Source organism: Frateuria soli (assembly GCF_021117385.1).
GTDB classification, from domain to species: domain Bacteria; phylum Pseudomonadota; class Gammaproteobacteria; order Xanthomonadales; family Rhodanobacteraceae; genus Frateuria_A; species Frateuria_A soli.
Map to the genome: position 1 here is coordinate 2,835,823 of NZ_CP088252.1, position 25,423 is coordinate 2,861,245.

Below are 25,423 nucleotides of genomic sequence, written 5' to 3' on the forward strand. Positions count from 1 at the left end.
CCGCGCCCCGAGACTCGGCGGGGCATCTTCCCTCAGGCCATGCGACCCGCCGGGGGAGAGCGACAGGAGGCGCACGGCTCCGAGCGGGCCGTGAGGATAGCCATCCGCTAAACACCCGCCCTGTATTTCGCTGCATTGCAACAGCGTTTGCCGTATCCTTTCGCGCCTCGCTTTTTCCGCCTCCCCCAAAGGATTCCCATGGGTCTGCATCACGTTCCCGCCGGCCGCAACGTGCCGGACGAAATCAACGTCGTCATCGAGATTCCCAAGGATGCCGAACCGGTCAAGTACGAAGTGGACAAGGAAAGCGACGCGATCTTCGTCGACCGCATCCTGTCCACGCCGATGCGCTATCCGTGCAACTACGGGTACGTGCCCGGCACGCTGGGTGGCGACGGCGATCCGCTGGACGCGCTGGTGATCCTGCCGCTGCCGCTGATTCCCGCCTCGGTGATCCGCTGCATTCCCGTTGGCATGCTGAAGATGAGCGATGAGGCCGGCAGCGACGAGAAGCTGGTCGTGATCCCCGCGCCGAAGATCTTCCCGGGCTATGCGCACATCAGCGACATCAAGGGCGTCTCGCCGCACTGGCTCGAGCGCATCGGCCACTTCTTCGAGCACTACAAGGACCTGGAGAAGGGCAAGTGGGTGAAGGTCGACGGCTGGGTCGGCGCCGAGGAAGCCAAGGCGGAGATCCGCGCGGGCGTCGAGCGCTACGCGGCCGCCAAGTAAACCGCGTTGCCCAAAAGCGCACCGCCATGGAGGCGGTGCGCCTTTTTCATGCCTGCGCGCCGGAGGCGCGCTCCCACGGCGGCACCTCGCCCAGCCGCTCGGCCAGGATGCGGGGTTTCGCGCGGGGCGAGCGCGTGTACTACGCCGGCGATGCCACGCGACCGGGCAGCAACGCGCAGTTCCAGGCCGTCGACGCGCGCATCGTGGCGCACGCACCACGCACGCTCGATGCCGCGCAGGCGGCGGCACTTCCGCTGGTCTCGCTGACCGCCTGGGAGCTGCTGTTCCAGCGCATGCCGTTCGACAGTGCACACGGCGGCCAGGGGCGCACGCTGCTGGTGATCGCGGGCGCCGGTGGCGTCGGTTCGATGGCGATCCAGCTTGCGCGGCGGGCGGGTTTCCGCGTGATCGCCACCGCCTCGCGTCCGGAGACGGCCGCATGGTGCCGCCAGCTCGGCGCCGCGGAGACGATCGATCATCGGCAACCGCTGGCGCCCCAGCTGGCCGCGCTCGGCCTCGCGCAAGTCGACGCGGCGATAAACCTGGCCGATACCGATCGTTACTGGGAGGCCCTGGGCGAGCTGGTCGCGCCGCAGGGGCATGTCGGCCTGGTCGTGGAGCCGCGCGGGCCACTGCCGCTCGGCGGCCCGTACAAGGCCAAGTCGATCGGCATCCACTGGGAGTCGATGTTCACCCGCACGCGCACCGGCGCCGCGGACCTGGCCGCACAGGGCCGCATCCTCGCGCGCGTGGCGCAACGGGTCGATGCCGGCGAGCTGCGTGGCATCGCCCGGGACGTGCTCTCGCCGATCAGCGCGGCGAACCTGCGCGAAGCCCACCGGCGCATCGAGGCCGGCAGCAGCATCGGCAAGCTGGTGCTCGCCGGCTGGTGACTCAGTGCTGCCTGCCGGAGCCGGAGCCGGCCCCGGCGGACGACTGCGCCGCGGGCCGGGGCTTCGCCGGTTGTTTCGGCTCGGCCTTCTCGCCCAGCTGCGCAAGCAAAGTCGCCATGTCCTCGGCGTGCTCCTCTTCCTGCGCCAGCACCTCTTCCATGATCCGGCGGGTGGTCGGGTCGTCACCACCGATGTACTCGATGATCGCGCGGTAGGTATCGATCGCGATGCGCTCGGCCACCAGGTCTTCCCTGATCATGTCGACCAGGTCCGCGCCCTCGGCGTAATCGGCGTGCGCGCGGCTGAGCAGCCCGTCGGGGTTGAAGTCGGGCTTGCCGTCCAGTTGCGTGATGCGTTCGGCGATGCGGTCGGCGTGTTCCTGCTCCTGCTGCGCGTGCTCTAGGAACTCGGCCTTGACCGCCTGCGACTGAATCCCCGAGGCCATGTAGTAGTGATACTTGTAGCGCAGCGTACAGACGATCTCGGTGGCCAGCGCTTCGTTGAGCAGTTTGATCACGGTCTCGCGATCGGCGGTGTAACCGGCGGTGATCGCACCCTGGTCGATGTGCTCGCGGGCGCGCTTGCGGATGGCCTCGATGTCGGTCAGGAACGGCTTGCTCGCCATGTCTGTTCTCGGATGGTGGTATCTGGGTCAGGCTAGCGGGAGGGGCGCGAAACGGCGGTGAAGCAGCCACCCCGCAGGGTGGTTCGGCCCGGCGGACCGATGGGTGGGCTGGACCGTGTCAGCGCGGCAGGTAGGCGCGCAGGAACATCTTCACGCCGGCGCGCGCGGTCGCCTCGATCTCGGCGGCGTAGCTGTCCGGGCATTCGCAGCAGCCGAACATCTGCCGCATCATCAGGTTGCCCTTGATCAGCGTGAGGAACTGCACGCAGGCGCGCGGCACGTCGTCGATCTGGAGCTTGCCGGCGTCAACCGCCTGCTGCAGGAGGCGTTCCATCAGTCCATGCGTGCGCGTGGCGCCCTCTTCCCACATCAGCCGGCCATAGCGGGGATTGCCCTGGCGGCAGTCGGAAAGGATCGCGCGGAAGGTGCCGACCGTCTCGGCGTTGCAGTCCAGCCGCGCATGGGTCAGCGCGACGCGCAGCAAGGTCTCGGCGATGTCCTCGCGCGGATCGAAGTGATAGGTCTCTTCCGGCAGCAGGTCGTTCACGCGGGCGCGGATGACTTCGCGGAAGAGATTGTCCTTGTCGCCGAAGTGGCTGTAGACGGTGAGCTTGGACACGCCCGCCTCGGCCGCCACCGCATCCATGCTGGTGCCGGCGAAGGCGTTGCGGATGAACAGCGCCTTGGCCGCCTCCAGAATCGCCGCGCGCTTCTCCATGTCCTTCGGACGGCCGGGGCCGGGAGTCTTGGCGTGGGCGGGACAATTCATGGATACACCTTGGGCGGGAGCAGCTTCACAAGAAAGATCAGCCACTTTATTATACGGATCGGTTTACTTATTTCCAGTTCCATGGAAACAGCCATGCCGTCAACGGCCCGGACGTCCTTGTGCGCAGTGTACCGCCATGCACGTCGCATGCCGGCTGCGGGGCTGGCACCGCGCGCGAGCGGACCCGGGCGGCGCGGTGTCCGCGGACACCGCGCCGGGCATGACTTCCGTCAATGCGGCGCGGTGACTTCCGGCACTTCGGACACCTGCCTCGAGGCCGCACCCTAACCGTCACTGTCGCGACGGCCTCCGAACGCTTATCCTTTTGATCTTTTTGATTCTTGCGGACGTAAGACCATGGCGATGAATTTCGAACAGGCACGGCAGAACATGGTCGAGAACCAGGTGCGACCCTGGGATGTGCTCGACGCGCGCGTGCTCGATGCGCTGGCGCAGGTGCGCCGCGAAGACTTCGTGGCGCCGCAGCACCGCCAGCTCGCCTTCGCCGACCTGTGCCTGCCGTTGGGTCATGGCCAGGTGATGATGAAGCCGGTGATCGAGGGTCGCGTTCTGCAGGCACTGGATCTGAAGCCGACCGACCGCGTGCTGGAGATCGGCACCGGTTCGGGTTTCCTCACCGCGTGCATGGCCACGCTCGCCGCGCACGTGACCAGCGTCGACGTGCATGGCGACTTCACCGCCGCCGCGCAGTCACGCCTGGCCGCGGCCGGCATCGCCAACGCCACGCTGGTGACCGCCGACGCGGTACAGGACTGGCAGTCGCAGGAGAAGTTCGATGCCATCGTGGTGACCGGCGCCGTGTGGCAGGTCCCGCAGCGTTTCCTGGGCTGGCTCAAGCCGGGCGGCCGCCTGCTGGCGATCCGCGGCGAGTCGCCGGTGCAGCAGGCCGTGCTGCTGACCCAGGCCGGCAACGGCGGCTTGCGCGAGGAGTATCTGTTCGAGACCGATCTGCCGTACCTGGCTCACGCCGAGCCACCCCGCCGTTTCGTCTTCTAAACTTCCAATCGATTGCATGAGGCAACCCCGATGCGCTTGAAGCTGCTCACCCTCGCACTGGCCCTGTCGGCGACCTCGCTGCCCGGTCACGGCGAGGACCTGATGGACGCCTACCGCCAAGCGCGCGCCAACGACCCGGTGCTGTCGCAGGCCGAGGCACAGCGCCTTTCGGTCGGCGAGAACGTGACGCAGAGCCGCGCCCTGCTGCTGCCGCAGCTTTCGGGCCGCGCCACCTTCAGCCAGTCAAGCGGCGCCAATGCGCAGACCATCACGGACGGCGGGGCTCCACTCAACGCCGGCCACCTGCGCAGCCGCGACGAGTCGCTGGAGCTGAGCCAGACCATCCTCGACCTCAGCAAGATCGCCAACCTGCACGCGGCCGAGTCCCAGGCCGACTCGCAGAACGCGCAGTACAACTCCGCGCTGCAGGAACTGCTGGTGCGCGTCACCGCCGCCTACTTCGGCGTGCTGACCAGCCAGGACGAGCTGGCCTACGCCAAGGCCAACGAGGATGCGTTCCGGCAGTCCTACGAGCAGGCCGAGCAGCGCTTCAACGTGGGCCTGTCGGCGGTCACCGACGTGTACCAGGCCAAGTCGTACTACGAGCTGGCCAAGGCGCAGACGGTCGCCGCCAACAACGCCCTGAACGACGCGCGCGAAGCGCTCGCCCAGATCACCGGCAAGCCGGTCGGCGACCTCAAGCAGCTGCGCGACGACCTGCCGATGGTACCGCCCAACCCGGCCGATCCGAATGCCTGGGTGCAACAGGCGCAGAAGAACAACCCGAACGTGATCGCCCAGCAGTACAACGTCGAAGCAGCCTCGCATGCGGTCAATTCGGCCCGCGCCGGCCACCTGCCGACGATCAATGCCTCGGTCAGCCGCGGCACCTCGGCCAACTGGCTGGAAAACATGGGCGGCGCATTCGCCGACCGGAACGGCCGCTACGGCACCACGGTGGGCATCACCCTCAACGTGCCGATCTTTTCCGGCTTCGCCACGCAATCGCGCGTGCGCCAGTCGATCTACCAGCGCGACGCGGCCGAGGACTCGCTGGAGGCCCAGCGTCGCCAGGTCACCCGCGACACGCTCAACTTCTATCGTTCGGTGATCGCCGGCATCAGCCAGGTGGAGGCGAACAAGGCTTCGGTCGAATCCGGCCAGAAGGCGCTGGAGGCCACCCGCGCCGGTTTCGATGTCGGCACGCAGACCATGCTCAACGTGCTCAACGCGATCCAGACGTTGACCCAGGCCGAGAGCAGCTACTCGCAGTCGCGCCATGCGCTGATCCTGGACCAGCTGCAGCTCAAGCAGGCCGCCGGCACCATCGACGTGAAGGACATCGAGGCGGTCAACTCGCTGCTCCAGTGACGCTTCGACCATCCCTCCCCGGCCGCGCCGGGGAGGGATGCGGGCGGTAACGCCCTATTCCTCCAGCACGCGGTCGATCAGCTCCATCACCCGCGCCACCGCGCCGCGCTCGCTGTCGAACACGCGCCGCGCCTGGCGTCCCATCCGCTCGCGCTCGCGTTCGTCGCGCAGCAGGTCGAGCACCTCGTGGCCGAGCTGGTCCACCTGCGCGACACGACGGGCGCCGCCCTCGCGGATCAGCGTGAGGGTGATCTCCTCGAAATTGAACGTGTGCGGGCCGACCAGCACCGGCCGCGCCAGCGCCGCCGGTTCCAGCACGTTGTGCCCACCGATCGGCACCAGGCTGCCACCGACGAGGGCCAGGTCGGACGCCGCGTAGAACGGCATCAGTTCGCCCATCGCATCGATCACGAACACCTGGTGCGCGCCGGGCACGCGTTCGACGCTGCGCGTGGCGACGGTGAAGCCCAGGCTGCGGGCCGAATGCTCGACCAGCCTGAAGCGCTCGGGGTGGCGCGGCGCGATCAGCAGCAAGGCGTCGGGCAACCGGCGCAGCACGTCCAGGTGCGCCTCCAGCACCGCCAGTTCCTCGCCCTCGTGCGTGCTCGCGGCGATCCACACCGGGCGACGCGGCCCCCATTGCGCGCGCAGCGCGGCACCCTTGTCCACCGCGCCGTCGGGTACGGGCATGTCGAACTTCAGGTTTCCGCTGACCACCAGTTGCGCGGGGTCGGCGCCCAGCAGCCGGTAGCGCGCGGCGTCGGTGCGCGACTGCGCGGCAATCCGCCGGACCGTGCGCAACGCCGAGCGCACCAGCGAACGCAATGGCCGGTAACCGCGCAACGAGCGCTCGGACAATCGCGCGTTGACGATCATCAGCGGGATGCCGCGACGCCGACAGGCGAAATAGAGGTTCGGCCAGATCTCCGTTTCCACGATCAGCGCCAGTCGCGGACGCACGCGCTTCAGGAAGCGATGCACCGCGAAGGGCAGGTCGTAGGGCAGGTAGACGTGGAAGACGCTGTCGCCGAACAGCTGGTGCACGCGCGCCGAGCCGGTCGGCGTCACCGTGGTGACCACCAGCGGCGCGTTGGGGTAATCGCGCCTGAGCGCCTTGATCAGCGGCTCGGCCGCGTTGACCTCGCCCACCGACACCGCATGCACCCACAGGCTGCCGCTGAACCGGGGCTTCTGGAACAGGCCGAAGCGCTCCGGCCAGCGCCGGTGGTAGTTGCCGTAACGCGCGCCACGGATCCACAGACGCAGCACGATCAGCGGCGTCGCCAGGTACATCACGAAGGTGTAGAGGTAGCGCAACGGAAGGCCAAACGGTCGGAGTGACGGGATTATAGGCGGTGCCTGCTCCCTCTCTCGGGGAAGAGGGCTTCAACGGCTACAATCCCCCGGATGCCCGGCATGCCCCGCCCTTCCTTCGACCCTGCCCTGCTTGCGCCGCGCCACTGGCCCGCCTGGCTGGGCGTGGGCGCGATCTGGCTGATCGCCCGCCTGCCCTATCCGCTGCTGATCCGGGTGGGCCGCGCGTTCGGTGCCCTGATCCGCCACGTGCCCTCGCGTCGGCGGCGCATCGCCGAAACCAACATCGCGCTGTGCTTTCCCGAACTGGACGCGCGCCAGCAGGCCGCACTGGTCGACGCACACCTGACCGACATCGGCCTGATGCTGGTCGAGTTCGCGCTCGGCTGGATGGGTTCCGACCGCGCGATCGCGCGCATCCCTACCCACATCGAAGGCCTGGAACACCTGGAAGCGGCGCGCACGCAAGGCCAGGGCGTGCTGCTGGTGGGCGGGCACTTCTCGCACCTTGAACTGTGTGCGCGCCTGATCTCGCGACGCATCCCGATCGCGGGCATGTACCGGCGCATGGATTCGGCCGTGTTCGAGTGGGCGGTGCTGCGCGCGCGCCTGCACTATGCCGCGGCCATGTTCGAGAAGGACGACATCCGCGGCACGGTGAGGTACCTGCGCGGCGGCGGCACCGTCTGGTACGCGCCCGACCAGGACATGCGCAGCAAGGACAGCGTGTTCGTGCCGTTCTTCGGCGTGCCCGCGGCGACCATCACCGCGACCCACCACCTGGCGCGGATGGGCCAGGCGCAGGTGATCCCGTTCTTCCACCAGCGACTGCCCGGGGGCGGCTACGCCATGCGGCTGGGCGCGCCGCTGCCGATGGGCGGCGACGCGGCCGCCGACACCACGCGGGTCAACGCCGCCATCGAGCAGATGGTGCGCACCGCGCCCGCGCAGTACCTGTGGGTGCACAAGCGCTTCAAGACCCGCCCACCGGGCGCGCCGCCGGTCTACCGCTGACGCGGGTGGCGCGCCGCGCCGGGTGCGCTGCGCATGCGCAGTTCATGCAGCTTGGCGTACTTGAGGAAGGCGTAGAAGGCGTGCACCCGCGCGGCGATGAAACCTGCCCAGCCGGCGCGCCAGTGCCCGCGCAGCAGGTAGTAACGCAGGAACGCGATCGTCGGATAGGCGACCAGCCGCCAGCCCACCCATGCGCGTTGCCGGCGCGCATCGTCGTTCGCCTGCAAGGTGGAATATCGGTTGGCCTTGTCCACGCGGCCGGCGATGTCCGGTTCGCCGAAATGGTCCAGCACGACGTCGAGCTGGCCGACCGGCCCGTCCACCTCGACCCCCTCGTGCACGCTGTGTCCGCTCATGCGCGCCCGTTCGCGATCGAACAGCCGCACGTAATGGTTGCGTCGCGCGCGCGGCGATTGCCAGCGCCAGAACACCCATTCGCGCCGCCAGAGCTCGTAGCCGGCGCAGGCCGGCGATTGCAGCGCGCGCTGCAGGGTCGCGGCGGCGGCGGACGGCAGCACCTCGTCCGAATCCAGCAGCAGCACCCAGCGATGCCGGGCCAGATCGATCGCGGCCTGCTTCTGCGCGCTGTAGCCGGCGAACGGCTGCACGTGCAATCGCGCACCGTGGCGGCAGGCGATTGCGACCGTGTCGTCGGTCGAGCCCGAATCGAGCACCACGATGTCGTCTGCCCAGGCGACCGAACCCAGGCAGGCGTCCAGCGTGGCAGCGCTGTTGTAGGTCGTCACCACGGCCGACAGCGGCTCACGCATTGCGTTCCTCCACCACGTAGAGCGCCGCGCACCACAGCCCCAGCAGCCAGGCGAACAGCAGCCCCCACCAGGCCGAGTAGAACGCCAGATGGGTGTTGAGCGGGAACAGCATCACCGCCAGCGCCACCGAAGCGGGAAAGGCGCGAACCCGCGCCGCCGGTGCCTGCCGACGCCATGCGCGCAGCCCGATCGCGGCGGCGGCCAGCCATAACGCCAGGCCGACCGCGCCGGTCTCGCTCAGCACTTCCAGCACCAGCTGATGCGCGTGGCAGGCACCCTCGCCCACGCCACAGGCCTCCGCGACCAGGAAGTGGTCGTCGGCCGGCGCGTAGTCGGGATAGGCGTAGCGGAAACCGCGCACGCCCACGCCGTTCCAGGGATGGTCGGCCGCCATCCGTACGCTGGCACGCCAGATCGCAGGCCGGCCGGTGAGTGCCTCGTCCAGCCCCTGCGGCTCGTCCGCGAACACGGCCAGGGTACGCTCCATGCGCTCATGGAAGCGGCCGGAGGCGTGCCAGGCCAGGGTACCCGCCAATGCCGCCAGCAGCGCGCCGGCGCCGCACCAGAGAAGGAATCGGCGCGCCGAAGCGGCCTCGCGCCAGGCGAAGGCCAGCGCGACCAGTGCATAGGTGAGCCAGCCGGCCCGCGAGCCGGCCAGCAGCACCGGACCCAACAACAGCACGAACGCCAGCACCAGCCCCATGCGCCCCCAGCGCTCGCGCGCCGCCCACAGCGCGAACGGTGCGAGCACGGCCAGGGTGGGCCCGAGCTTGAGATTGTCCGCGCCGAAGATGCCCGAAATGCGCTCGGCCTCGGCGTGGCCGCCCAGGCTCACGCCGGTGAGCGCCTGCAGCCAGGCGTCGGCCACCCAGAGGGCGTTGACGGCGGCAACGGCGAAGTACAGCGTGCGCAGGCGATCGCCACGGCGGATCGCAAAGCAGGCATACAGTCCCAGCGGCACATAACGCAGCAGGCCGGCGGTGGTGCCCCAGCTCTTCCCCGGCGCTACCGCGTCGAACGAGGAGAACAACGCGGCGCCCACGTAGCAGGCCAGCAGCACCAGCAGCAGGCGTGCGCCGGCATGCTCCTCGAGCGCCCGTGGGTGGCGTACGAACAGCAGGATGGTGCCGATCAGGCACAGCAACGTTCCCAGTTCCGAACTGCGCCCTGCCGGCAGCAGCGCGATCACCAGCCAGAACGGCAGCAGCGGCGAGCGCAGGGCGGCAGCAAGGGAACGGGCGAGAGGCATCGGGGGATTGTAGAGGACGCCGGCGGCCGGGCCCCGCGTGGTAGTCAGCGCCGCAACGGGCCAGGGCTCGGGTCAGTGCCCCGCAGCGCCGGTGCGGTTCAGCCTGCCACTTCGCCGTACAGCGCCAGCACCGCCTGCTGCATGTCCGACAGCCGGTAGCTCTGCAGCATGGGAATCGGCGGCGCCACGCGCAGCAGTTCGGCGGCACGCTCGACCAGCTTGCGGCGGTCGCCCACCGGCACGCGTCCGGCCGGATACAGCTCGGCCAGCAGCTCGCCGACGCCGCCGTGGGCGTAGCCGAGCACCGGACGGCACAGCGAGAGCGCCTCGACCACCGTGCGGCCGAACGACTCGGGCCGGGTCGACAACTGCAGGATCAGCGCCGACACCGCATAGATGTCGCGCACGTCGTTGCGCGGCGGGGCCAGCACCACCTGGGCCTCGATGCCGCGCTCGTGGATCAGTTGCCGCAGCTCCTGGACATAGGCCTCCCGACCCGGCTCGATCACGCCCAGCAGCAGCAGGCGCGCCTCGATGCCGCGGCGCTTGAGCTCGGCGATCAGCTCGATCGCCTCGTGGTGGCCCTTCAGGCGCGTGCCGCGCCCCGGCAGGGTCAGCAACGGCGCGCCGGCCAGTTGCGGGAACTCGGCGAAAAACGCCTTCTGCCAGGCGTCATCCGGGCGATGACCGTACGGGAACGCCTCCGGATCGATGCCGCGCGGGATCACCTTCACCTTCGCCGGGTCCAGCCACGGGTAATGGCTGAGTACGTAGTCGCGCATGGTCTGCGAGACGGCGATCACGCGCTCGCCACGCAGCAGGATCGAGCTGTAGCGACCGGGTGAATTGAGTCCGTGCACGGTGGTGACGAAATGCGGACGCGGGTTCAGCCCGCGCAAGGCCCACCAGCCCAGCCACGCCGGCAGGCGCGAGCGGGCATGCACGATGTCCGGCTTGAGCTCGCGCAACCGCCGGCGCACCGCGGCCAGGCGCAACAGCGTGCGCGGCGACTTGCTGCCGATGTCCAGCGTGACGTGCTCGCTGCCCTCGGCCTCCAGCTGTGCCACCAGGCGCCCACCGGCGGAGATCACGATCGAGCGGTGCCCCGCCGCCACCAGCGCCCGCGCCACCTCCAGCGTCGAACGCTCCGCCCCGCCCGCATGCAGCGCCGGGATCAGCTGGACGACAACCAGGCGCCGGGTGGGAGTGACGACGGCAGACATGAGGGGTTGTTGGGTGGCCTTCATCCACTGGGGCAAGCAGCGATCGTGCCGAACGCCCGGGTCCGGGGACCGGCAGGCGCGCCCGGATCAGTCGCGCAGGACGTAATGCGCGCCACAGTAAGGGCAGACCGTCTCCCCGCCGTCCTCGACGATCGGCAGGTAGATCTTCGGGTGCGAGTTCCACAGGGACATGGCCGGCGTTGGACAGGACAACGGCAGGTCGTTGCGCGTCACTTCGTAACGATTTTCGGCATTCGCCGGGATCGGCGCGGCCTCGGGCAGGGGGCGCGACATGGCAGGCTCCAGAAAGGGGATTCCGAGCCGCACATGGTAGCAGGGGCCCCGCCCCTGCAACGCAGGGTGGCCGCCGGCCTCGGGCCTGCACTGGACTTCGGCCTGCCGTTGCCATCAACTGTGCGACGGCGTCGCCCGAAGGGGTGGGCGGCGCGCCGAAGGGGACGACCGTGGATGGGCCGGCAGCCTGGCTTGGGCCGCCGCCCGCACGACGGCCATCCGTCGCCGCATTCATACGTCGCAAGGGGAAAAACCATGGATTTCGGAAAAACCATCGCGCGGGCCAAGGCCATCCTGGCCACGCCAAGGACCGAGTGGCCGGTCGCGGCCGCCGAGCCGGCCAGCGTGGGCGGCCTGTACACCACCTACATCGTCTGGATTGCCGCGTTGCCGGCGATTGCCGGCTTCATCAAGAGCAGCCTGATCGGCACCGGCTTCATGGGCGTGCACGTGCGCACGCCGATCGGCGCAGGCATCGGCGGCATGGTGCTGCAGTACGTGCTGTCGCTGGTGGTCGCCTACGTCATGGCGCTGGTGATCAATGCGCTGGCCGGCACTTTCAACGGCCAGAAGGACATGGTGCAGGCGCTCAAGACGGTCGCCTATGCCTGGACCGCCTCCTGGGTCGCCGGCATCGCGGTGATCATCCCGTGGATCGGCTGGCTGATCGCGATCGCCGGCGCGATCTACGGCATCTACCTGCTCTACCTGGGCCTGCCTTTCACCATGAAGTGCCCGCCGGAGAAGGCCGGCGGCTACACCGCGCTGGCGGTGATCATCGCCATCGTGCTCAGCTGGATTGTCGGCCTCATCGTGGCCGGCGTGATCGGCACCGCCGCCTACACCGGTGCGGCCATGACCGGCACGCACCTGGGCAGCACCAGCGACAACGTCACCGTCGATCCCGACAGCGCGCTCGGCAAGCTGGCCGCCATGGGCGAGCGCGCCGAACAGGCGAGCAAGGAACTGGAAGCGGCGCAGAAGTCCGGCGACAGCGCCGCGCAGCAGGCCGCGATGAACAAGATGATGGGCGCGGCGATGGGCAACGACGGCGACGTGCAGGCGCTGCCCACCGAGCAGGTCAAGGCTTTCCTGCCCGAGACGCTGCCCGGCTTCAAGCGCACCAGCAGCTCGGCCCAGCGCAGCAACGCCATGGGCATGCAGGTCACCGAGGCGCATGCCGAATATGGCGACGACAACGGCCGCAGGGTCACGCTGGAAGTGACCGACATGGGCACCGCCAAGGGCCTGATGGCGATGGCCGGCGCGATGGCGCCGGAAGAAGAGCGCAGCACCGATCACGGCTACGAGAAGACCTACACGGCCGACGGCCGGCTGACCCACGAAGAGTGGGACCACGAGTCCAGGAGCGGCGAGTACAGCGTGGTGGTCGGCCAGCGTTTCACGGTCAAGGCGCAGGGCGACGGCGGCAGCATCGACGATCTCAAGCAGGCCGTGGCCAGCGTGGACCTGGACGGGCTCGAAGCGCTGCGCGAGGAAGGCGTCGCCAGGCACTGACCCATCGCATCGGCGGCAGGCCCAGGCCCCGCAAGAACGAAGCCCGCGCCATCACGACGCGGGCTTCCTTTTTTCCACCGCCGGACGCGTCACTTGCCTGCCGAACCCTCGGTCGTGATGCGCAGGGTGATCTCGTCGCTCACGTTGGGCACGTACGCGGAGACACCGAAGTCCGAGCGCTTGAGCGTGCCGGACGCATCGAAACCGATCGACGGACCGCCGCTCATCGGATGCTTGCCGATCCGGTTGAGCGTGGCATCGAGCACCACCGGCCGGGTCACGCCGTGCACGGTCAGGTCGCCGGTGACTCGGAAGTGGTCCTTGCCCAGCGGCTCGACCTTCGTGCTCTTGTAGGTCACCGTCGGGTAGCTGGCCGAGTCGAAGAAATCGGGCTTGGCCAGGTGCTTGTCGAGCGCCGGCACGTGCGTATCCAGCCCGGCCATCGGCAGCGTCACCTGCACGCTAGCCTGCTCGGGGTGATCCGGGTCGAATACCAGCGTGCCCTGCCCCAGGCCCAGCTCCGCGGTCGGATGCGAGAAGCCGAAGTGGCTCCAGCTGAAAAGTACCATCGTATGGTGCGGGTCGAGCTGGTAGGTGACCGGTGCGGCCTGGGCCAGTGCCGCGGCGCCGAACAGGCCGGCGAAGAGAACCGCTTTGAACATGCGCATGCGTGACTCCTGCAATGGGTTTTCAGACGATCCGGCAGGCTTCGTCGAACGCGAAGCGGTCTTCGCGCGGACGCAGCACGGCGGGATTGCCGTAGCCGATGTTGATCAGGAAGTTGGAACGGACCTGCGTACCGGCGAAGAAGGCCTCGTCCACCAGCGCGTTCCTGAAGCCGGACATCGGGCCGCAATCGAGCCCCATCGCGCGCGCGGCCATGATCAGGTACGCGCCCTGCAGGCTGGAGTTGCGGAAGGCGGTCGCCTCGATCGCGGCCGGCTTGCCGGCGAACCAGCCGATCGCGTCAGGCGATTCCTTGTAGAGTCGCGGCAGGTGCTCGTAGAAGGCGTGGTCGGCCGCCACGATCACGGTGACCGGCGCGGCCATGGTCTGGTCGCGGTTGCCCGGGTCCAGCGCCGGCTCGAGTTTCGCCTTGGCCTCCGGCGAGCGCACGAACACGAAGCGGGCGGGCGAAGCATTGGCGCTGGTCGGCGCGAGCTTGGCGAGGTCGTAGATCGCGTGCAGCTGCGCATCGGTGACCGGCTCGTCCAGCCACGCCTCGGCCGAGCGGCGGAAGGTACGCGCGGTGCGGAACAACTGATCGAGGGCGGCCTCGGAAAGCACTTCGCTCATGGGTATCCTTTGGGTCATGGCGCGCCGTCCGGCGCGGGCGATCTTCAAGTGTAAGCCCAAGGGCGCCGATGGTCTGGTGAGGAAAGGGAAACCCAGCGTGCAGAATCCGCCAACAATCGCCCGGGCCGCCGCCCCATGAGCGGACTGCTCGAGGAGTGCTGGGCGATCACCGACGCGGCCGCCGGCAACCGGCGCCAGGCCCTGGCGCTGGCCGAGCGACTCGGCCTGCCCGTGCGACCGCTGGTGCTGGAGCCGCGCGGCCCCTGGGCGTGGCTGGCACCGCGCCTGACGCTGGGCGCCGATCTCGCGCTGCCCCCCGCCGAACGCGCGCGCTTCGCGCCGCCCTGGCCACGGGTGGCGGTCGGCTGCGGGCGCGCCGCCGCGCTGTTCACGCGCCTGCTTCGGTCGTCCTCCGGCGGCCGTTGCCGAACCGTGCAGATCCTCGATCCACGCGTTCGTTCCCGACACTGGGACGTGGTCATCGCGCCGCGCCACGATGGCCTGACCGGCCCGAACGTACTGACGCCACTGGGCTCGCTCAATCCCATCGACGAGGAATGGCTGGCCGACGCACGCGACGCCTGGCCGCGCCTGACAGACCTGCCCGCGCCGCGCATCGGCGTGCTGCTCGGCGGCCCCCGCCGCGGCATCCCGCTGGACGAGGCGTGGACCGGAGCCTTCATCGAGGGCCTGCGCGCCTTGCAGCGGCGCGACGGCGGCAGCCTGCTGGTCCTCGCCTCGCGGCGGACGCCGCCCGCCCTTGCGACGGCCCTGCGCAACGCATTCGACGGCGCTCCCGGATTGCACTGGAGCGGCAAGAGCGATGGCCCCAATCCCTATCCGGGCGTGCTGGCCTGGGCCGACCGCCTGGTGGTCACGCCCGATTCGGTCAACATGCTCTCCGAGGCCTGCGCCGTCGGCTGCCCCGTGCACACCTTCGCGCGCACGCCGCTGCCGGCGAAACTCGCCCGCTTCCACCACGCGCTGCGCAAGGGCGGGTTGCTGCACGATCTGCAGACCGGTACGCCGTTGCACCAGCCGGCATTGCGCGAGACGGAACACATCGCCGCGACCGTGCGGCGGCGACTCGGGCTGCTCTGAGTCCAGCTCGCGGCAAGCCCAGGCCCTTCTCGCCGGAGGAATGGGCACGCAGGGGCATCAGGCGAATTCGAAGCCCAGCATCGTCGTTACCGCGCGCACCTCGGCGCACATCGCTTCGAGCGCGCTCTCGCGCGGCGCAATGCGCGGCCGCAGGTCCAGCGTGCAGGTCAGCGCACGTTGCAGAAGACCGGCATGCACGCGCGCGAGCGTTTCCGCTTGCGCCTCGTCGAGCAGCCCGACCCGTCGGCATGCATCGATCAGCGACGCGTTCGCGGTGTTGCCGAGCAGCTGCGGATGAGCCGCCGCATGGGCAAGCACCAATCCCTGCAACGCGAACTCGATGTCCAGCAGGGCGCCATGCCCCTGCTTGAGGTCCAGCCGCGCCTCGTCCGAACGGTCCCGCTCCGCTCGCCAGCGCTGGCGCATCTGGCTCACCTCGGCCAGCACCGCGCTCCGCTCGCGCGGCACCGCCAGTACCTCGCGCCGCACCTCGCCCAGCGCATGGCCCAGGCCTGCATCGCCCGCCACCGCGCGCGCGCGCAGCAGAGCCTGGTGCTCCCAGGTCCATGCACGGCTGCGCTGGTAGGCATCGAACGCCTCCAGGCTGCTCACCAGCAGGCCCTTCGAGCCGTCCGGGCGCAGTCGCGTGTCCACTTCATACAGACGTCCCGCGCGGGTCAGCAGGGAGAGCCAGTTCATCACGCGCTGGGCCAGGCGCTGGTACCAGCGCGCGCCGTCGATCGGGCGGGGACCATCGCTGGTGAGCTGGGCGCGCGCACCATCGAAGACGAACACCAGGTCCAGGTCCGAGGCGAATCCCAGCTCCTCGCCACCCAGGCTGCCGTAGCCGAGCACGGCGAAGCCCGATCCTTCGCCGGGCAGTCGCCCGTGCTGCGTGGCGAGCTCGCGCTCGGCCAGCGCGGTGACCGCTTCCACCACCGAAGCGGCCAGCGCCGCGAGGCGGCGCGAGGTGGCGACGGCATCGGCGCGTCCGTCGTTGAAGGCCAGGCCCAGGCGGAACGCAATGCTCGCCTTGAACTCGTTGATGCGCTCGAGCTCGGCCTCGGCCTCGCGCTCGTCCAGGATGCCGAGCACGCGACTGATCTCGGCGCTGATGTCGGCGCGCTTGAGCGGCAACTGGTCGATGCGCGGGTCGAGCACGTCGTCCAGCAACAGCGGCTGGGCGATCACCCGCTCGGCCAGGAAGGCGCTGTCGGCGAACAGTCGCGCCAGCCGCGCGCGCGCGGCGGGCTGCTCCTCGAGCAGCGCAAGGTAGGCCGAACGGCGCGCCACCGCCTGCACCAGCCGGCACAGGCGCAGCAGGCACGGCGACGGCGCGGCGCTGGCGCGGGCGGCGGCGATGAGATGCGGCATCAGGTGGTCCAGCCGTTCGCGCGAGCGCGGCGACATCGCGCGCACCGAGGCGGCCTGAGGCAACTTGGCCAGCGCCTCGGCCGCCTCGATGCCCGGTACGAAGCCAGCCGCCTCCAGCGTGCCGGGCTCCGGCGTGCCATGGCAGGCCTGCTGCCACAGCGTGGTGTCGGCGATCGCCACGCGGGCGGCACGCCCGCCGGCAGGCATCAGCACGCTGGCGAAGTCCTCGCTGACGATCGCGCGGTGACGCGCCAGCTCGGCTTCGAGCGATTCCCATTGGTCGTGGCCCAGGCCGTGGGCGAGCCGCTCGCGACTGAGCGCGTCCCCGGGCACGTCGTGGGTCTGCGCGTCACGCAGCATCTGCACGCGGTTCTCGACCCGGCGCAGGCAGCGGTAGGCCTCGCGCAGCGCCTTGGCGCGCGCCGCACCGATGTGGCCGCGTGCCTCGCAGGCGGCCAGCGCCGGCAGCAGGCCGCGGACGCGCAGGGACGGCTCGCGGCCGCCGCGGATCAGTTGCTCCAGCTGGACGATGAACTCGATCTCGCGGATGCCACCGGGGCCCAGCTTGAGGTTGTCGGCCAGATCCTTGCGCGCGACCTCGGCATCGATAAGCGCCTTCATCTCGCGCAGGCCGGCGAAGGCGGTGTAGTCGAGGTACTTGCGGTAGACGAACGGTCGGAGCAGGTCCTGCAGCTGCTTGCCGGCGGCCCGGTCGCCGGCCACCGGGCGCGCCTTGATCCAGGCGTAGCGCTCCCAGTCGCGGCCCTCGCTCTGGTAGTACTGCTCCATCGCCGCGAAGGAGAGCGCCAGCCGCCCGGCGTTGCCGAACGGGCGCAGGCGCAGGTCCACCCGCGCACAGATGCCGTCGTCGGTGGGCTCGTTGAGCAGGCGCACCAGTTGCCGGCCCAGCCGCACGAAGTACTCGCTGTTGTCGAGTGAACGCGCGCCGTCGCTGTGGCCGGCCTGCGGGTAGGCGAGCACCAGGTCGATATCGGAGGAAAAGTTGAGCTCGGCGCCGCCGAGCTTGCCGAAACCGATCACCACCAGCCGCTGCAGCGTGTCGTCCTCGCTGCGCGCATGGCCGTAGCGTCCAGCCAGCGCGCGCTCGGACCAGCCCAGCGCCGCGCCCAGCAGCGCCTCGTACAGCACGCTGGTGGCCGAGAGCGTCTCGGCCAGGTCGTCCAGTCCGTTGACGTCGCGGAACACCAGTCGCAACGCCTCGGCGTGGCGGAACCGGCGCAGCGCGGCCAGCGTGGCGGTCTCGTCCTCGGGCAAGGCGAGCGCACCGATGCGGGTGCCGGCGTCGCCGGCGGCACGCAAGCGGTCCAGGCCGCCCGGGGAGAGCAGCTGCGGCTGCCGGCGCCAGACTTCGAAGGCGAAGTCGCTGGCCGCCAGCGTGCGGCGGATGCGCTCGGCCACCCCGGCATCGTCGTGCAGGGCGATTCCGGCGGCGCGGCAGCGGGCGGCCAGTTCGGCGTAGCGGTCGTCGATCAGCGCGCGCAGCGCGGGGCTTTCGGGGGCGCTCATCCGGCCATTGTGCCGCAGCCGGGCCCGCATGAACCGCCAGCAACCGCCCGCCACGGGCGAACATACGGTTCATTGCGGCACGATTACAGTCACCCTCCCTCCACCGAGTGCCAGCGGACCCTGCCTGCCATGCCCCTTCTCGACCGCCCCACCACGCACTGGCGCCCGCTTGCCGCGCGCGTCCTGGCCGCGGCGCTGATGAGCCTGGCCTTCGTCTTGCTGACCGGCCTGATGGATGGTGGCGTGGGCGTGACACCGCTGCGCATCTTCGACCAGCCGCGTTACCCGCTGGCCAACGCTCTGCCGGGCTTGCTGGCGGCATGGGCGTTGCTGGCGTTCACCCGCCGGCTGGTGTTCTCGTTCGGGCTGGTGTTCCTGTTCGAGGCCCTGCTGTACCAGATCAATGCACTGAAGGTCGCCAATCTGGGCAATCCCCTGATGCCGGCCGATTTCCTGATGGTCAACCAGCTCAGCAAGGGCGGCGCGCACCTGCTGGTCGGCTACCTGCCGCACAGCCCGTGGCCGTATCTGGGTCTGCTCGCCGGTATCGCCCTGATCGTGGCGATGTGGCGGCTGGAACCGCCGCTGTTCCCACGGCGCAACTACGGCAAGCGGTTGCTTGGCGGCGCCGTGGCGGTCGTGCTGCTGGGCAGCCTGCTCGGCGGTGTCGCCGGGTGGAGCAGGCTCTACAACCAGCGCGTGCTGTGGCTTGAACCGTGGTCGCCCACCGTGACCGCCAACCATTCCGGCCTGGTCAGCTCGCTGCTGCTGTTCCACCAGCAGTATGGGCGCGGCGGGCACAAGGCCGATCCCGACGCCGCCAAGGCGCTGATCGCGCAGAGTCGCCAGGCGCTGGAAGCGCGCCTCGACGCCGCACCGCCGGGCGGCGAGCGACCGGATATCGTGGTGGTGCAGAGCGAGTCGTTCTTCGACCCGAGCATCATGCGCGGCTACGAGGACAGCCACTTCACACCCAACCTGGACCGGCTGGAGAAGCGCGGCACCAGCGGCCCGCTGCACGTGCCGACCTTCGGGGGCGGCACCATCCGCACCGAGTTCGAGGTGCTCACCGGCCTGTCGCTGCGCTACTTCGACGAGCTGCAGTTTCCCTACCTCACGCTCGACCAGAAGGTGGTTCCCAGCCTGGTGCGCACGTTGCGCGCGCATGGCTACAGCACCACCGCGATCCACGGCAACGACCCGGCGTTCTGGAACCGCGCCGCGGCATTTCGCAAGATCGGCTTCGACCGCTTCATCTCGCAGTCCTCGTTTCCGAAGGACTCGCCCGACGACGGCAAGTACATGGCCGACAGCGCGATGACCGACGAGATCATGCGCCAGCTCGCGGACAGCGGCCCGCCGCAGTTCCTGTTCGCGATCAGCATCGAGGCGCACGGCCCCTACGACGTGCCGCCGGCGGATGTGGCCGCACGCGACGCTATCCCGGTGCCGCCCGGCATCACCGGCAGGGACAAGCAGGAGCTGCAGACCTACCTCTACCACGCCCGACACGCCGACGCCGAGCTGGGCCGGCTGGCCAGGCTGCTGGCCAGGCGCGACCGTCCCACGCTGCTGCTGTTCTACGGCGACCACCTGCCGGCACTGACCAACAGCTACAACGTCACCGGCTTCGTCGACGGCGGCGACATGCTCAGCGAGCCCGGCGTCTGGCTGCTGCTCGACCCGCGCAACCCCCAGCCGGCCAAGCACGAGAGCCTGGCGTCGTGGATGCTGCCGGGCAAGCTGCTGGACGCGGCCGGCATCCACGGCGAGCCATACTTCGCTCTGACCCAGGTGCTGGCGCCGCGGCTTGCCGGACTTACCCGCGCGCCTGGCGCACCGCAGCCGGAAATGACTGCCGAGCAGAAGGTGATCGATCGCGACATGGCGAGCGTCGCGATGCTGCGCCTGAAGGGCAAGCTCGAGGCGCTGATGCCGCAGCAGCTGGTCGCGGCGAGCCCTGCGACGCCGCATGCGCAACCGCCATCACCCGCGGGGGCGTACGGCGCGCACCCTTGAGCGGCCCCGGGCCGCCGACGTCCCACGTCGCGTTCACCGCGCATCGACGGCAGAGCATTCAGCCATCTGTCTGTTCGCTTAAGCGGACGCGGGCGTATTCATAATCCGGTCGGGTAAGCCAGCCTAGGGTCATGGCAGCGCGGAGGACATCCCCGCGCCCTGATCCCACAAAACCCGGAGGCATCCCATGCGTAAGACCCTGCTTGCTGCTCTGATCGCTGCCAGCGCGTTCGCCGCCCTGCCTGCCTTGGCGCAGGTACGTCTCGGCGGTGTCGGCCAGGCTGGCGCGGGCCTGACCGCCGGCGCCGGCGGCGCGCTCAACGGCGCGCACGGCCTGCCCGGCGTGCAGCCTGGCCAGACGCTGCAGCGCGCCGACCGCTCCGCGCGCCGGACCACCCGCCACGCCACCGATCAGACCCGGGGCATGCTCGACCGTCACGACCGGGCCGACCTCGACGCGTCCGCCGGTGGCTCGGCCAACGCGCGCGCAGGCGGCCAGCAGGCCCACGCGAACGCCGGCATCGATGCGGACGCCAGCGTCGACGGCAGCGCGGTCGCCGATCAGGGTCAAGGCGCCGCGCGCGGCATCGGCAACCAGGTGAGCGACAGCGCGCACACGGCCATCGACAGCGCCGGCCGTAGCGCCGGCTCGGTCGGCGAGGCGGCACGCGGCACGGCGACCGAGACCTCGGTAGGCGCCGACAGCAGGGCCCGTGCCAAGGCCGACGCGCACGGCCATTGAGGTTGACCCGCAGGGATGGGCCCGCGCCCATCCCTGCGGCTTGCGGCGACTGCCGCCGTCCATCCATCCGTCCGACCGCTAAAAGGCCGTACGGCAGGTCCGCGACGCGCTCTGGTCGCGCGCCACGCACCGCACTCGAGGAGGACCCATGCACAAGACCCTGATTGCTGCATTCATCGGCGCCAGCGTGTTCGCCGTCCCCGCGTTCGCGCAGGTCGTCCCGCAAGGTGCCGGCCAGGCGAGCGCCCATGGCTCGGCACGGGCCGGCACCACCGCGCCGGGCCTGGACGCGAACGCCGACACCGGCGTCGGTGCGGGGGCCGCGGCACCGACGACCGGCACTTCCGGCACGCAGCCGCTCGGCCTGGGCGGCCTGCTGAAACAGACACAGGCGGCCGATGCGGCCAGCGAAGGCACCGGCCCGACCGGCGATCTCAACTCGAAGGCGCGCGAGAAGCGGCGCGCCGCGCACGGGCACTGACCCCGGGCGGGCAGCCCGGCCGACCGGGGTTGCCCGCTCAGGCGAGCGCATCCTCCGCGGCGACGAAGCCGCCGGTCTGGCGCTCCCACAGGCGCGCGTAGAGTCCGCCGTGCGCGAGCAGCTGCGCATGCGTGCCGCTCTCCACGATGCGACCCTTGTCCAGCACGACGAGGCGGTCCATGCGCGCGATCGTCGAAAGGCGATGCGCGATGGCGATCACCGTCTTGCCTTGCATCAGCAGGTCCAGGCTCTCCTGGATCGCGGCCTCGGCCTCCGAGTCCAGTGCGCTGGTGGCCTCGTCCAGCACCAGGATCGGGGCGTCCTTGAGCAGCACGCGCGCGATCGCGATGCGCTGGCGCTGGCCGCCGGAGAGCTTCACGCCGCGCTCGCCCACGTAGGCATCGTAGCCATGTCGCCCTTCGCCGTCGGACAGCGTGGGGATGAACTCGTCCGCACGGGCCTTGCGCACCGCTTCGGCAATCTGTGCCTCGCTCGCGTCCGGGCGTCCGTAGAGCAGGTTGTCGCGGATCGAGCGGTGCAGCAGCGAGGTGTCCTGGGTGACCACGCCAATCTGCGAACGCAGGCTTTCCTGGGTGACGCGGGCGATATCCTGGTCGTCCACGAGGATGCGCCCGCCCTCCAGGTCGTACAGCCGCAGCAGCACGTTCACCAGCGTGGACTTGCCGGCGCCGGAGGGACCGACCAGGCCGATCTTCTCGCCTGCGTGCACGGCAAGGTCCAGCCCCGCGATCACCCCGCCGGCTTTGCCGTAGTGGAAATGGATGTCTTCGAAGCGCACCTCGCCGCGGGTCACTTCCAGCGGCATCGCACCGGGCGCGTCCTGCACCGTGCGCGGTTGCGCGATGGTCGCCATGCCGTCCTGCACCGTGCCGATGTTCTCGAAGATGCCGTTGACCACCCACATGATCCAGCCGGACATGTTGTTGATGCGGATCACCAGCCCGGTGGAGAGCGCGATCGCCCCCACGGTCACCTGGCCGTGGCTCCACAGCCACAGCGCCAGGCCCGAGGTACCCACGATCAGGAACCCGTTGAGGGTGGTGATGGTGGCGTCCATGGCCGTGGTCTGGCGTGTCATCGCGCGCGTCTTGTCGACCTGCTCGCGCAGGGCATCGGCCACGTAGGCCTCCTCGCGCCGCGTGTGTGCGAACAGCTTGAGCGTGAGCACGTTGCTGTAGCCGTCGACGATGCGGCCCATCAGCTTCGAGCGCGCCTCCGAGGCCTTCCACGAACGCTGCCGCGTGCGCGGGATGAAGAACGCCAGCGTGGCCACGTAGAGCAGCAGCCACAGCACCAGCGGCGCCGCCAGCCAGACGTCCGCCTGGGCGAACATCACGATCGCGCTGCCGGTGTAGATTGCCACGTACCAGATCGCATCGACGATCTGCACCGCCGATTCGCGCAGCGAACTGCCGGTCTGCATGATCCGGTTGGCGATGCGCCCGGCGAAATCGTTCTGGAAGAAGGAAAGACTCTGGCGGATCACGTAGCGATGGTTCTGCCAGCGGATGCGCGCGGTCACGTTCGGCACGATCGCCTGGTTGACCAGCAGGTCGTGCAGCGCGTTGAACAGCGGCCGCGCGACCAGCGCAACGAACGCCATCCACAGCAGTTCGCGGCCGTGCTGGCGGAAGAACTCGGCCCCCTCGGCAACCTTGGCCATGTCCACCAGCCGCCCGATGAAGGCGAACAGCGACACCTCGATGACCGAGACGAAGAAGCCGACCACCAGTACCGCCGCGAACATCGGCCACACCTGGCGCAGGTAGAACAGGTAGAAGCGCCCGGGCGAGCCGGGCGGCATCACGTCGGCCGGATCCTTGAACGGATCGATCAGCGATTCGAACCAGCGGAAGAGCATGGGAGAGCGTCGCCTTCGGGGAGCGAAGCATTGTGGACCAGCCACCGGCACGATTGCAGTGAATGCCCGTTCTCGCGGCCATCCCCGCGAGTCCCGACCCCTCACCCCGAGCCCCTCCCCGGAGGGGAGAGGGAGCAGAGCGCGCGACAACTCCGCTCCTTTCGCCTCAGCCCCCGGGCGCCCGCGGTAAAGCGGCGGCAGCCCCCCCCCTGGGAGCAGGCGCTAGCCGAGCAAGGCGGTGACACCTGGCTCTTATCCCTCACCGGGCTTCGCCAGACCCTTTCTTTTGGTTACTTTTCTTTGGACCTGCAAAGAAAGTGACCCGAGCGCCGTCAGCGATCGGAAACCCGCCGCAGGCGAGCGAAGTCGCGGGGAGCCACCGCTGGCGGCCCGAAGGGCAACCGAAGCTCATGTGGCAGGGAGAAAGCCTCCGGTTGCGCACAAGTGCGCTCCTACGCAAGCCGGGGCGGCAAAAGAAAACCCCGCGCGAGGCGGGGTTTTCTCCAGTACTGCGATGAGCGCGGGACTTAGAAGTCCATGCCGCCCATGCCGCCCATGCCACCCGGGGCACCGCCGTGGCTGTGCTCTTCCTTCTTCGGAAGCTCGGCCACGATCGCCTCGGTGGTGATCGCCAGGCCGGCGACCGAGGAGGCGTGCTGCAGCGCGGTGCGGGTCACCTTGGTCGGGTCCAGGATGCCCATCTGCACCATGTCGCCGAACTCGCCGGTGGCCGCGTTGTAGCCGAAGTTGCCCTGGCCGTCCTTGACCTTGTTGAGGATGACCGAGGGCTCCTCGCCGGCATTGGCGACGATCGCGCGCAGCGGCGCTTCGAGCGCGCGGCGGGTGATCGCGATGCCGAGGTTCTGGTCCTCGTTGTCGCCCTTGAGGCCTTCGACGGCCTTCAGCGCACGGATCAGGGCGACGCCGCCGCCCGGCACCACGCCCTCCTCGACGGCCGCACGGGTGGCGTGCAGGGCGTCTTCGACGCGGGCCTTCTTCTCCTTCATCTCGACCTCGGTGGCGGCACCGACCTTGATGACGGCCACGCCGCCGGCCAGCTTGGCCACGCGCTCCTGCAGCTTCTCGCGGTCGTAGTCGGAGGAGGTCTCCTCGATCTGCGCCTTGATCTGGCTGATGCGCGACTGGATCCGCTCGGCTTCGCCGGCGCCGTCGATGATGGTGGTGTTCTCCTTGGTGATCACCACGCGCTTGGCGCGGCCCAGGTCGTTGATGGTGGCCTTCTCCAGCTGCAGGCCCACTTCCTCGGAGATCACCTGGCCATTGGTCAGGATCGCGATGTCCTCGAGGATGGCCTTGCGGCGGTCACCGAAGCCCGGCGCCTTGACGGCGGCGACCTTGACGATGCCGCGGATGGTGTTGACCACCAGCGTGGCCAGCGCCTCGCCCTCGACTTCCTCGGCCACGATCAGCAGCGGCTTGCCGGCCTTGGCGACGCCTTCGAGGATCGGCAGCAGCTCGCGGACGTTGGAGATCTTCTTGTCGTGGATCAGGATGAACGGGTCGTCCAGCTCGACCTGCTGGCTCTGCTGGTTGTTGATGAAGTACGGCGACAGGTAGCCACGGTCGAACTGCATGCCCTCGACGACGTCGAGTTCGTTCTCCAGGCCCGAGCCTTCCTCGACCGTGATCACGCCTTCCTTGCCGACCTTCTTCATCGCGGTGGCGATGATGTCGCCGATGTTGGCGTCGGAGTTGGCCGAGATGGTGCCGACCTGGGCGATGGCCTTGTCGTCGGCGGTCGGGTTGGAGAGCTTCTTGAGCTCGCCCACGGCCGCGGTCACGGCCTTGTCGATGCCGCGCTTCAGATCCATCGGGTTCATGCCGGCGGCGACCGCCTTGAGGCCTTCCTGGATGAACGCCTGCGCCAGCACGGTGGCGGTGGTGGTGCCGTCACCGGCGACGTCAGAGGTCTTGGAGGCGGCTTCCTTGACGATCTGCGCGCCGAGGTTCTCGTACTTGTCCGAGAGCTCGATCTCCTTCGCGACGGACACGCCGTCCTTGGTGATCGTCGGAGCGCCGAAGCTCTTCTCGAGCACGACGTTGCGGCCCTTCGGGCCGAGGGTGACCTTGACCGCGTTGGCCAGGGTGTTCACACCCTTGAGGATGCGCGAGCGGGCGTCTTCGCCGAAGCGGACTTCTTTGGCTGCCATAAAATTTTTGCCTCAAAAATTTTGAATAGGTGCGGAAAATT

21 protein-coding genes and 1 pseudogene are annotated in these 25,423 nt (G+C 69.5%); 10 read left to right on the forward strand and 12 right to left on the reverse strand.

The annotated features are described in order from the left end of the window. Nucleotides 1–198 precede the first annotated feature (198 nt). Both ppa and LQ771_RS13080 read left to right on the forward strand, forming a co-directional pair. Nucleotides 199–732 carry an inorganic diphosphatase gene (gene ppa, locus LQ771_RS13075; RefSeq protein WP_231349839.1) on the forward strand — a complete coding sequence of 178 codons (534 nt, stop codon included), beginning with the start codon at nucleotides 199–201 and terminating at the stop codon, nucleotides 730–732. A gap of 116 nt (nucleotides 733–848) precedes the next feature. Further along, nucleotides 849–1,625: pseudogene (locus LQ771_RS13080) on the forward strand (zinc-binding alcohol dehydrogenase family protein); the annotation flags it as partial. Nucleotide 1,626: 1 nt separating this feature from the next. Here LQ771_RS13080 and LQ771_RS13085 read toward each other — a convergent pair. Together LQ771_RS13085 and LQ771_RS13090 are read right to left on the reverse strand one after the other, a co-directional pair. Further along, nucleotides 1,627–2,250 carry a ferritin-like domain-containing protein gene (locus LQ771_RS13085; RefSeq protein ID WP_231349840.1) on the reverse strand — a complete coding sequence of 208 codons (624 nt, stop codon included), beginning with the start codon at nucleotides 2,248–2,250 and terminating at the stop codon, nucleotides 1,627–1,629. 118 nt (nucleotides 2,251–2,368) lie between these two features. After that, a complete protein-coding gene (locus tag LQ771_RS13090) occupies nucleotides 2,369–3,019 on the reverse strand; it encodes a TetR/AcrR family transcriptional regulator (protein WP_231349841.1) in 651 nt (216 codons plus the stop codon). A gap of 357 nt (nucleotides 3,020–3,376) precedes the next feature. Here LQ771_RS13090 and LQ771_RS13095 point away from each other — a divergent pair, with 357 nt between their 5' ends. Both LQ771_RS13095 and LQ771_RS13100 read left to right on the forward strand, forming a co-directional pair. Then, complete coding sequence (locus tag LQ771_RS13095; protein WP_231349842.1) at nucleotides 3,377–4,036, forward strand: protein-L-isoaspartate O-methyltransferase family protein; 660 nt, start codon at nucleotides 3,377–3,379, stop codon at nucleotides 4,034–4,036. 30 nt (nucleotides 4,037–4,066) lie between these two features. Then, nucleotides 4,067–5,407: a TolC family outer membrane protein gene (locus tag LQ771_RS13100; protein WP_231349843.1), complete on the forward strand. Its 1,341-nt coding sequence runs from the start codon at nucleotides 4,067–4,069 to the stop codon at nucleotides 5,405–5,407. Between the two features lie 54 nt (nucleotides 5,408–5,461). Here LQ771_RS13100 and waaA read toward each other — a convergent pair whose 3' ends face one another. Then, complete coding sequence (waaA, locus tag LQ771_RS13105) at nucleotides 5,462–6,724, reverse strand: lipid IV(A) 3-deoxy-D-manno-octulosonic acid transferase (RefSeq protein WP_231349844.1); 1,263 nt, start codon at nucleotides 6,722–6,724, stop codon at nucleotides 5,462–5,464. Nucleotides 6,725–6,823: 99 nt separating this feature from the next. Between waaA and lpxL the strand changes: the two genes are divergently transcribed. Beyond that, on the forward strand, nucleotides 6,824–7,735 hold the full coding sequence (gene lpxL, locus LQ771_RS13110) for an LpxL/LpxP family Kdo(2)-lipid IV(A) lauroyl/palmitoleoyl acyltransferase (RefSeq protein ID WP_231349845.1): 912 nt from the start codon (nucleotides 6,824–6,826) through the stop codon (nucleotides 7,733–7,735). Here the strand turns inward: lpxL and LQ771_RS13115 are convergent. The 4 genes from LQ771_RS13115 to LQ771_RS13130 form a co-directional block, all read right to left on the reverse strand. Continuing rightward, nucleotides 7,726–8,505 (reverse strand): glycosyltransferase family 2 protein, encoded by a 780-nt coding sequence (locus LQ771_RS13115; protein WP_231349846.1) that lies wholly within the window; start codon nucleotides 8,503–8,505, stop codon nucleotides 7,726–7,728. The two genes, lpxL and LQ771_RS13115, sit on opposite strands and share 10 nt — an antisense overlap. Further along, a complete protein-coding gene (locus LQ771_RS13120) occupies nucleotides 8,498–9,754 on the reverse strand; it encodes an O-antigen ligase family protein (protein ID WP_231349847.1) in 1,257 nt (418 codons plus the stop codon). The genes LQ771_RS13115 and LQ771_RS13120 overlap by 8 nt, the downstream gene beginning before the upstream one ends. A 98-nt stretch (nucleotides 9,755–9,852) precedes the next feature. Beyond that, nucleotides 9,853–10,977, reverse strand: a complete 1,125-nt coding sequence (locus tag LQ771_RS13125; protein ID WP_231349848.1) for a glycosyltransferase — start codon at nucleotides 10,975–10,977, stop codon at nucleotides 9,853–9,855. Between the two features lie 87 nt (nucleotides 10,978–11,064). Further along, nucleotides 11,065–11,271 (reverse strand): zinc-finger domain-containing protein, encoded by a 207-nt coding sequence (locus tag LQ771_RS13130; protein ID WP_231349849.1) that lies wholly within the window; start codon nucleotides 11,269–11,271, stop codon nucleotides 11,065–11,067. A 255-nt stretch (nucleotides 11,272–11,526) separates the two neighbouring features. Here LQ771_RS13130 and LQ771_RS13135 point away from each other — a divergent pair, with 255 nt between their 5' ends. Further along, nucleotides 11,527–12,789 (forward strand): Yip1 family protein, encoded by a 1,263-nt coding sequence (locus tag LQ771_RS13135; protein WP_231349850.1) that lies wholly within the window; start codon nucleotides 11,527–11,529, stop codon nucleotides 12,787–12,789. An 89-nt stretch (nucleotides 12,790–12,878) separates the two neighbouring features. On the opposite strand, the gene LQ771_RS13140 is transcribed toward LQ771_RS13135, so the two are convergent. Next, nucleotides 12,879–13,457: a YceI family protein gene (locus LQ771_RS13140; RefSeq protein ID WP_231349851.1), complete on the reverse strand. Its 579-nt coding sequence runs from the start codon at nucleotides 13,455–13,457 to the stop codon at nucleotides 12,879–12,881. 22 nt (nucleotides 13,458–13,479) lie between these two features. Next, on the reverse strand, nucleotides 13,480–14,085 hold the full coding sequence (locus tag LQ771_RS13145) for a malonic semialdehyde reductase (RefSeq protein ID WP_231349852.1): 606 nt from the start codon (nucleotides 14,083–14,085) through the stop codon (nucleotides 13,480–13,482). Between the two features lie 135 nt (nucleotides 14,086–14,220). On the opposite strand from LQ771_RS13145, the gene LQ771_RS13150 reads away from it, so the two are divergent. Further along, on the forward strand, nucleotides 14,221–15,186 hold the full coding sequence (locus LQ771_RS13150; RefSeq protein ID WP_231349853.1) for a mitochondrial fission ELM1 family protein: 966 nt from the start codon (nucleotides 14,221–14,223) through the stop codon (nucleotides 15,184–15,186). Between the two features lie 57 nt (nucleotides 15,187–15,243). Here the strand turns inward: LQ771_RS13150 and glnE are convergent, their stop codons facing one another. Next, the gene (gene glnE / locus LQ771_RS13155) at nucleotides 15,244–18,087 is read right to left on the reverse strand and encodes a bifunctional [glutamate--ammonia ligase]-adenylyl-L-tyrosine phosphorylase/[glutamate--ammonia-ligase] adenylyltransferase (protein WP_231349854.1); all 2,844 of its coding nucleotides are present in this window, start codon (nucleotides 18,085–18,087) and stop codon (nucleotides 15,244–15,246) included. A gap of 129 nt (nucleotides 18,088–18,216) precedes the next feature. Here glnE and LQ771_RS13160 point away from each other — a divergent pair, with 129 nt between their 5' ends. The 3 genes from LQ771_RS13160 to LQ771_RS13170 all read left to right on the forward strand — a co-directional run bounded on the left by LQ771_RS13160 (nucleotide 18,217) and on the right by LQ771_RS13170 (nucleotide 21,329). Beyond that, nucleotides 18,217–20,106: an LTA synthase family protein gene (locus LQ771_RS13160; RefSeq protein WP_338030338.1), complete on the forward strand. Its 1,890-nt coding sequence runs from the start codon at nucleotides 18,217–18,219 to the stop codon at nucleotides 20,104–20,106. Between the two features lie 187 nt (nucleotides 20,107–20,293). After that, nucleotides 20,294–20,848: a hypothetical protein gene (locus tag LQ771_RS13165; RefSeq protein ID WP_231349855.1), complete on the forward strand. Its 555-nt coding sequence runs from the start codon at nucleotides 20,294–20,296 to the stop codon at nucleotides 20,846–20,848. 148 nt (nucleotides 20,849–20,996) lie between these two features. Next, nucleotides 20,997–21,329 (forward strand): hypothetical protein, encoded by a 333-nt coding sequence (locus LQ771_RS13170; protein WP_231349856.1) that lies wholly within the window; start codon nucleotides 20,997–20,999, stop codon nucleotides 21,327–21,329. Between the two features lie 37 nt (nucleotides 21,330–21,366). Here the strand turns inward: LQ771_RS13170 and LQ771_RS13175 are convergent, their stop codons facing one another. Continuing rightward, the gene (locus LQ771_RS13175) at nucleotides 21,367–23,211 is read right to left on the reverse strand and encodes an ABC transporter ATP-binding protein (RefSeq protein WP_231349857.1); all 1,845 of its coding nucleotides are present in this window, start codon (nucleotides 23,209–23,211) and stop codon (nucleotides 21,367–21,369) included. Between the two features lie 527 nt (nucleotides 23,212–23,738). Then, the gene (groL, locus tag LQ771_RS13180; protein ID WP_231349858.1) at nucleotides 23,739–25,382 is read right to left on the reverse strand and encodes a chaperonin GroEL; all 1,644 of its coding nucleotides are present in this window, start codon (nucleotides 25,380–25,382) and stop codon (nucleotides 23,739–23,741) included. Nucleotides 25,383–25,423 lie beyond the last annotated feature (41 nt).

What these genes read in the sequence shown, in the direction of transcription:
- ppa (WP_231349839.1), top strand. Translation starts at nt 199, where the DNA reads ATGGGTCTGCATCACGTTCCCGCCGGCCGCAACGTGCCGGACGAAATC.
- LQ771_RS13085 (WP_231349840.1), bottom strand. Translation starts at nt 2,250, where the DNA reads ATGGCGAGCAAGCCGTTCCTGACCGACATCGAGGCCATCCGCAAGCGC.
- LQ771_RS13090 (WP_231349841.1), bottom strand. Translation starts at nt 3,019, where the DNA reads ATGAATTGTCCCGCCCACGCCAAGACTCCCGGCCCCGGCCGTCCGAAG.
- LQ771_RS13095 (WP_231349842.1), top strand. Translation starts at nt 3,377, where the DNA reads ATGGCGATGAATTTCGAACAGGCACGGCAGAACATGGTCGAGAACCAG.
- LQ771_RS13100 (WP_231349843.1), top strand. Translation starts at nt 4,067, where the DNA reads ATGCGCTTGAAGCTGCTCACCCTCGCACTGGCCCTGTCGGCGACCTCG.
- lpxL (WP_231349845.1), top strand. Translation starts at nt 6,824, where the DNA reads ATGCCCCGCCCTTCCTTCGACCCTGCCCTGCTTGCGCCGCGCCACTGG.
- LQ771_RS13115 (WP_231349846.1), bottom strand. Translation starts at nt 8,505, where the DNA reads ATGCGTGAGCCGCTGTCGGCCGTGGTGACGACCTACAACAGCGCTGCC.
- LQ771_RS13120 (WP_231349847.1), bottom strand. Translation starts at nt 9,754, where the DNA reads ATGCCTCTCGCCCGTTCCCTTGCTGCCGCCCTGCGCTCGCCGCTGCTG.
- LQ771_RS13125 (WP_231349848.1), bottom strand. Translation starts at nt 10,977, where the DNA reads ATGTCTGCCGTCGTCACTCCCACCCGGCGCCTGGTTGTCGTCCAGCTG.
- LQ771_RS13130 (WP_231349849.1), bottom strand. Translation starts at nt 11,271, where the DNA reads ATGTCGCGCCCCCTGCCCGAGGCCGCGCCGATCCCGGCGAATGCCGAA.
- LQ771_RS13135 (WP_231349850.1), top strand. Translation starts at nt 11,527, where the DNA reads ATGGATTTCGGAAAAACCATCGCGCGGGCCAAGGCCATCCTGGCCACG.
- LQ771_RS13140 (WP_231349851.1), bottom strand. Translation starts at nt 13,457, where the DNA reads ATGCGCATGTTCAAAGCGGTTCTCTTCGCCGGCCTGTTCGGCGCCGCG.
- LQ771_RS13145 (WP_231349852.1), bottom strand. Translation starts at nt 14,085, where the DNA reads ATGAGCGAAGTGCTTTCCGAGGCCGCCCTCGATCAGTTGTTCCGCACC.
- LQ771_RS13150 (WP_231349853.1), top strand. Translation starts at nt 14,221, where the DNA reads ATGAGCGGACTGCTCGAGGAGTGCTGGGCGATCACCGACGCGGCCGCC.
- glnE (WP_231349854.1), bottom strand. Translation starts at nt 18,087, where the DNA reads ATGAGCGCCCCCGAAAGCCCCGCGCTGCGCGCGCTGATCGACGACCGC.
- LQ771_RS13160 (WP_338030338.1), top strand. Translation starts at nt 18,217, where the DNA reads ATGCCCCTTCTCGACCGCCCCACCACGCACTGGCGCCCGCTTGCCGCG.
- LQ771_RS13165 (WP_231349855.1), top strand. Translation starts at nt 20,294, where the DNA reads ATGCGTAAGACCCTGCTTGCTGCTCTGATCGCTGCCAGCGCGTTCGCC.
- LQ771_RS13170 (WP_231349856.1), top strand. Translation starts at nt 20,997, where the DNA reads ATGCACAAGACCCTGATTGCTGCATTCATCGGCGCCAGCGTGTTCGCC.
- LQ771_RS13175 (WP_231349857.1), bottom strand. Translation starts at nt 23,211, where the DNA reads ATGCTCTTCCGCTGGTTCGAATCGCTGATCGATCCGTTCAAGGATCCG.
- groL (WP_231349858.1), bottom strand. Translation starts at nt 25,382, where the DNA reads ATGGCAGCCAAAGAAGTCCGCTTCGGCGAAGACGCCCGCTCGCGCATC.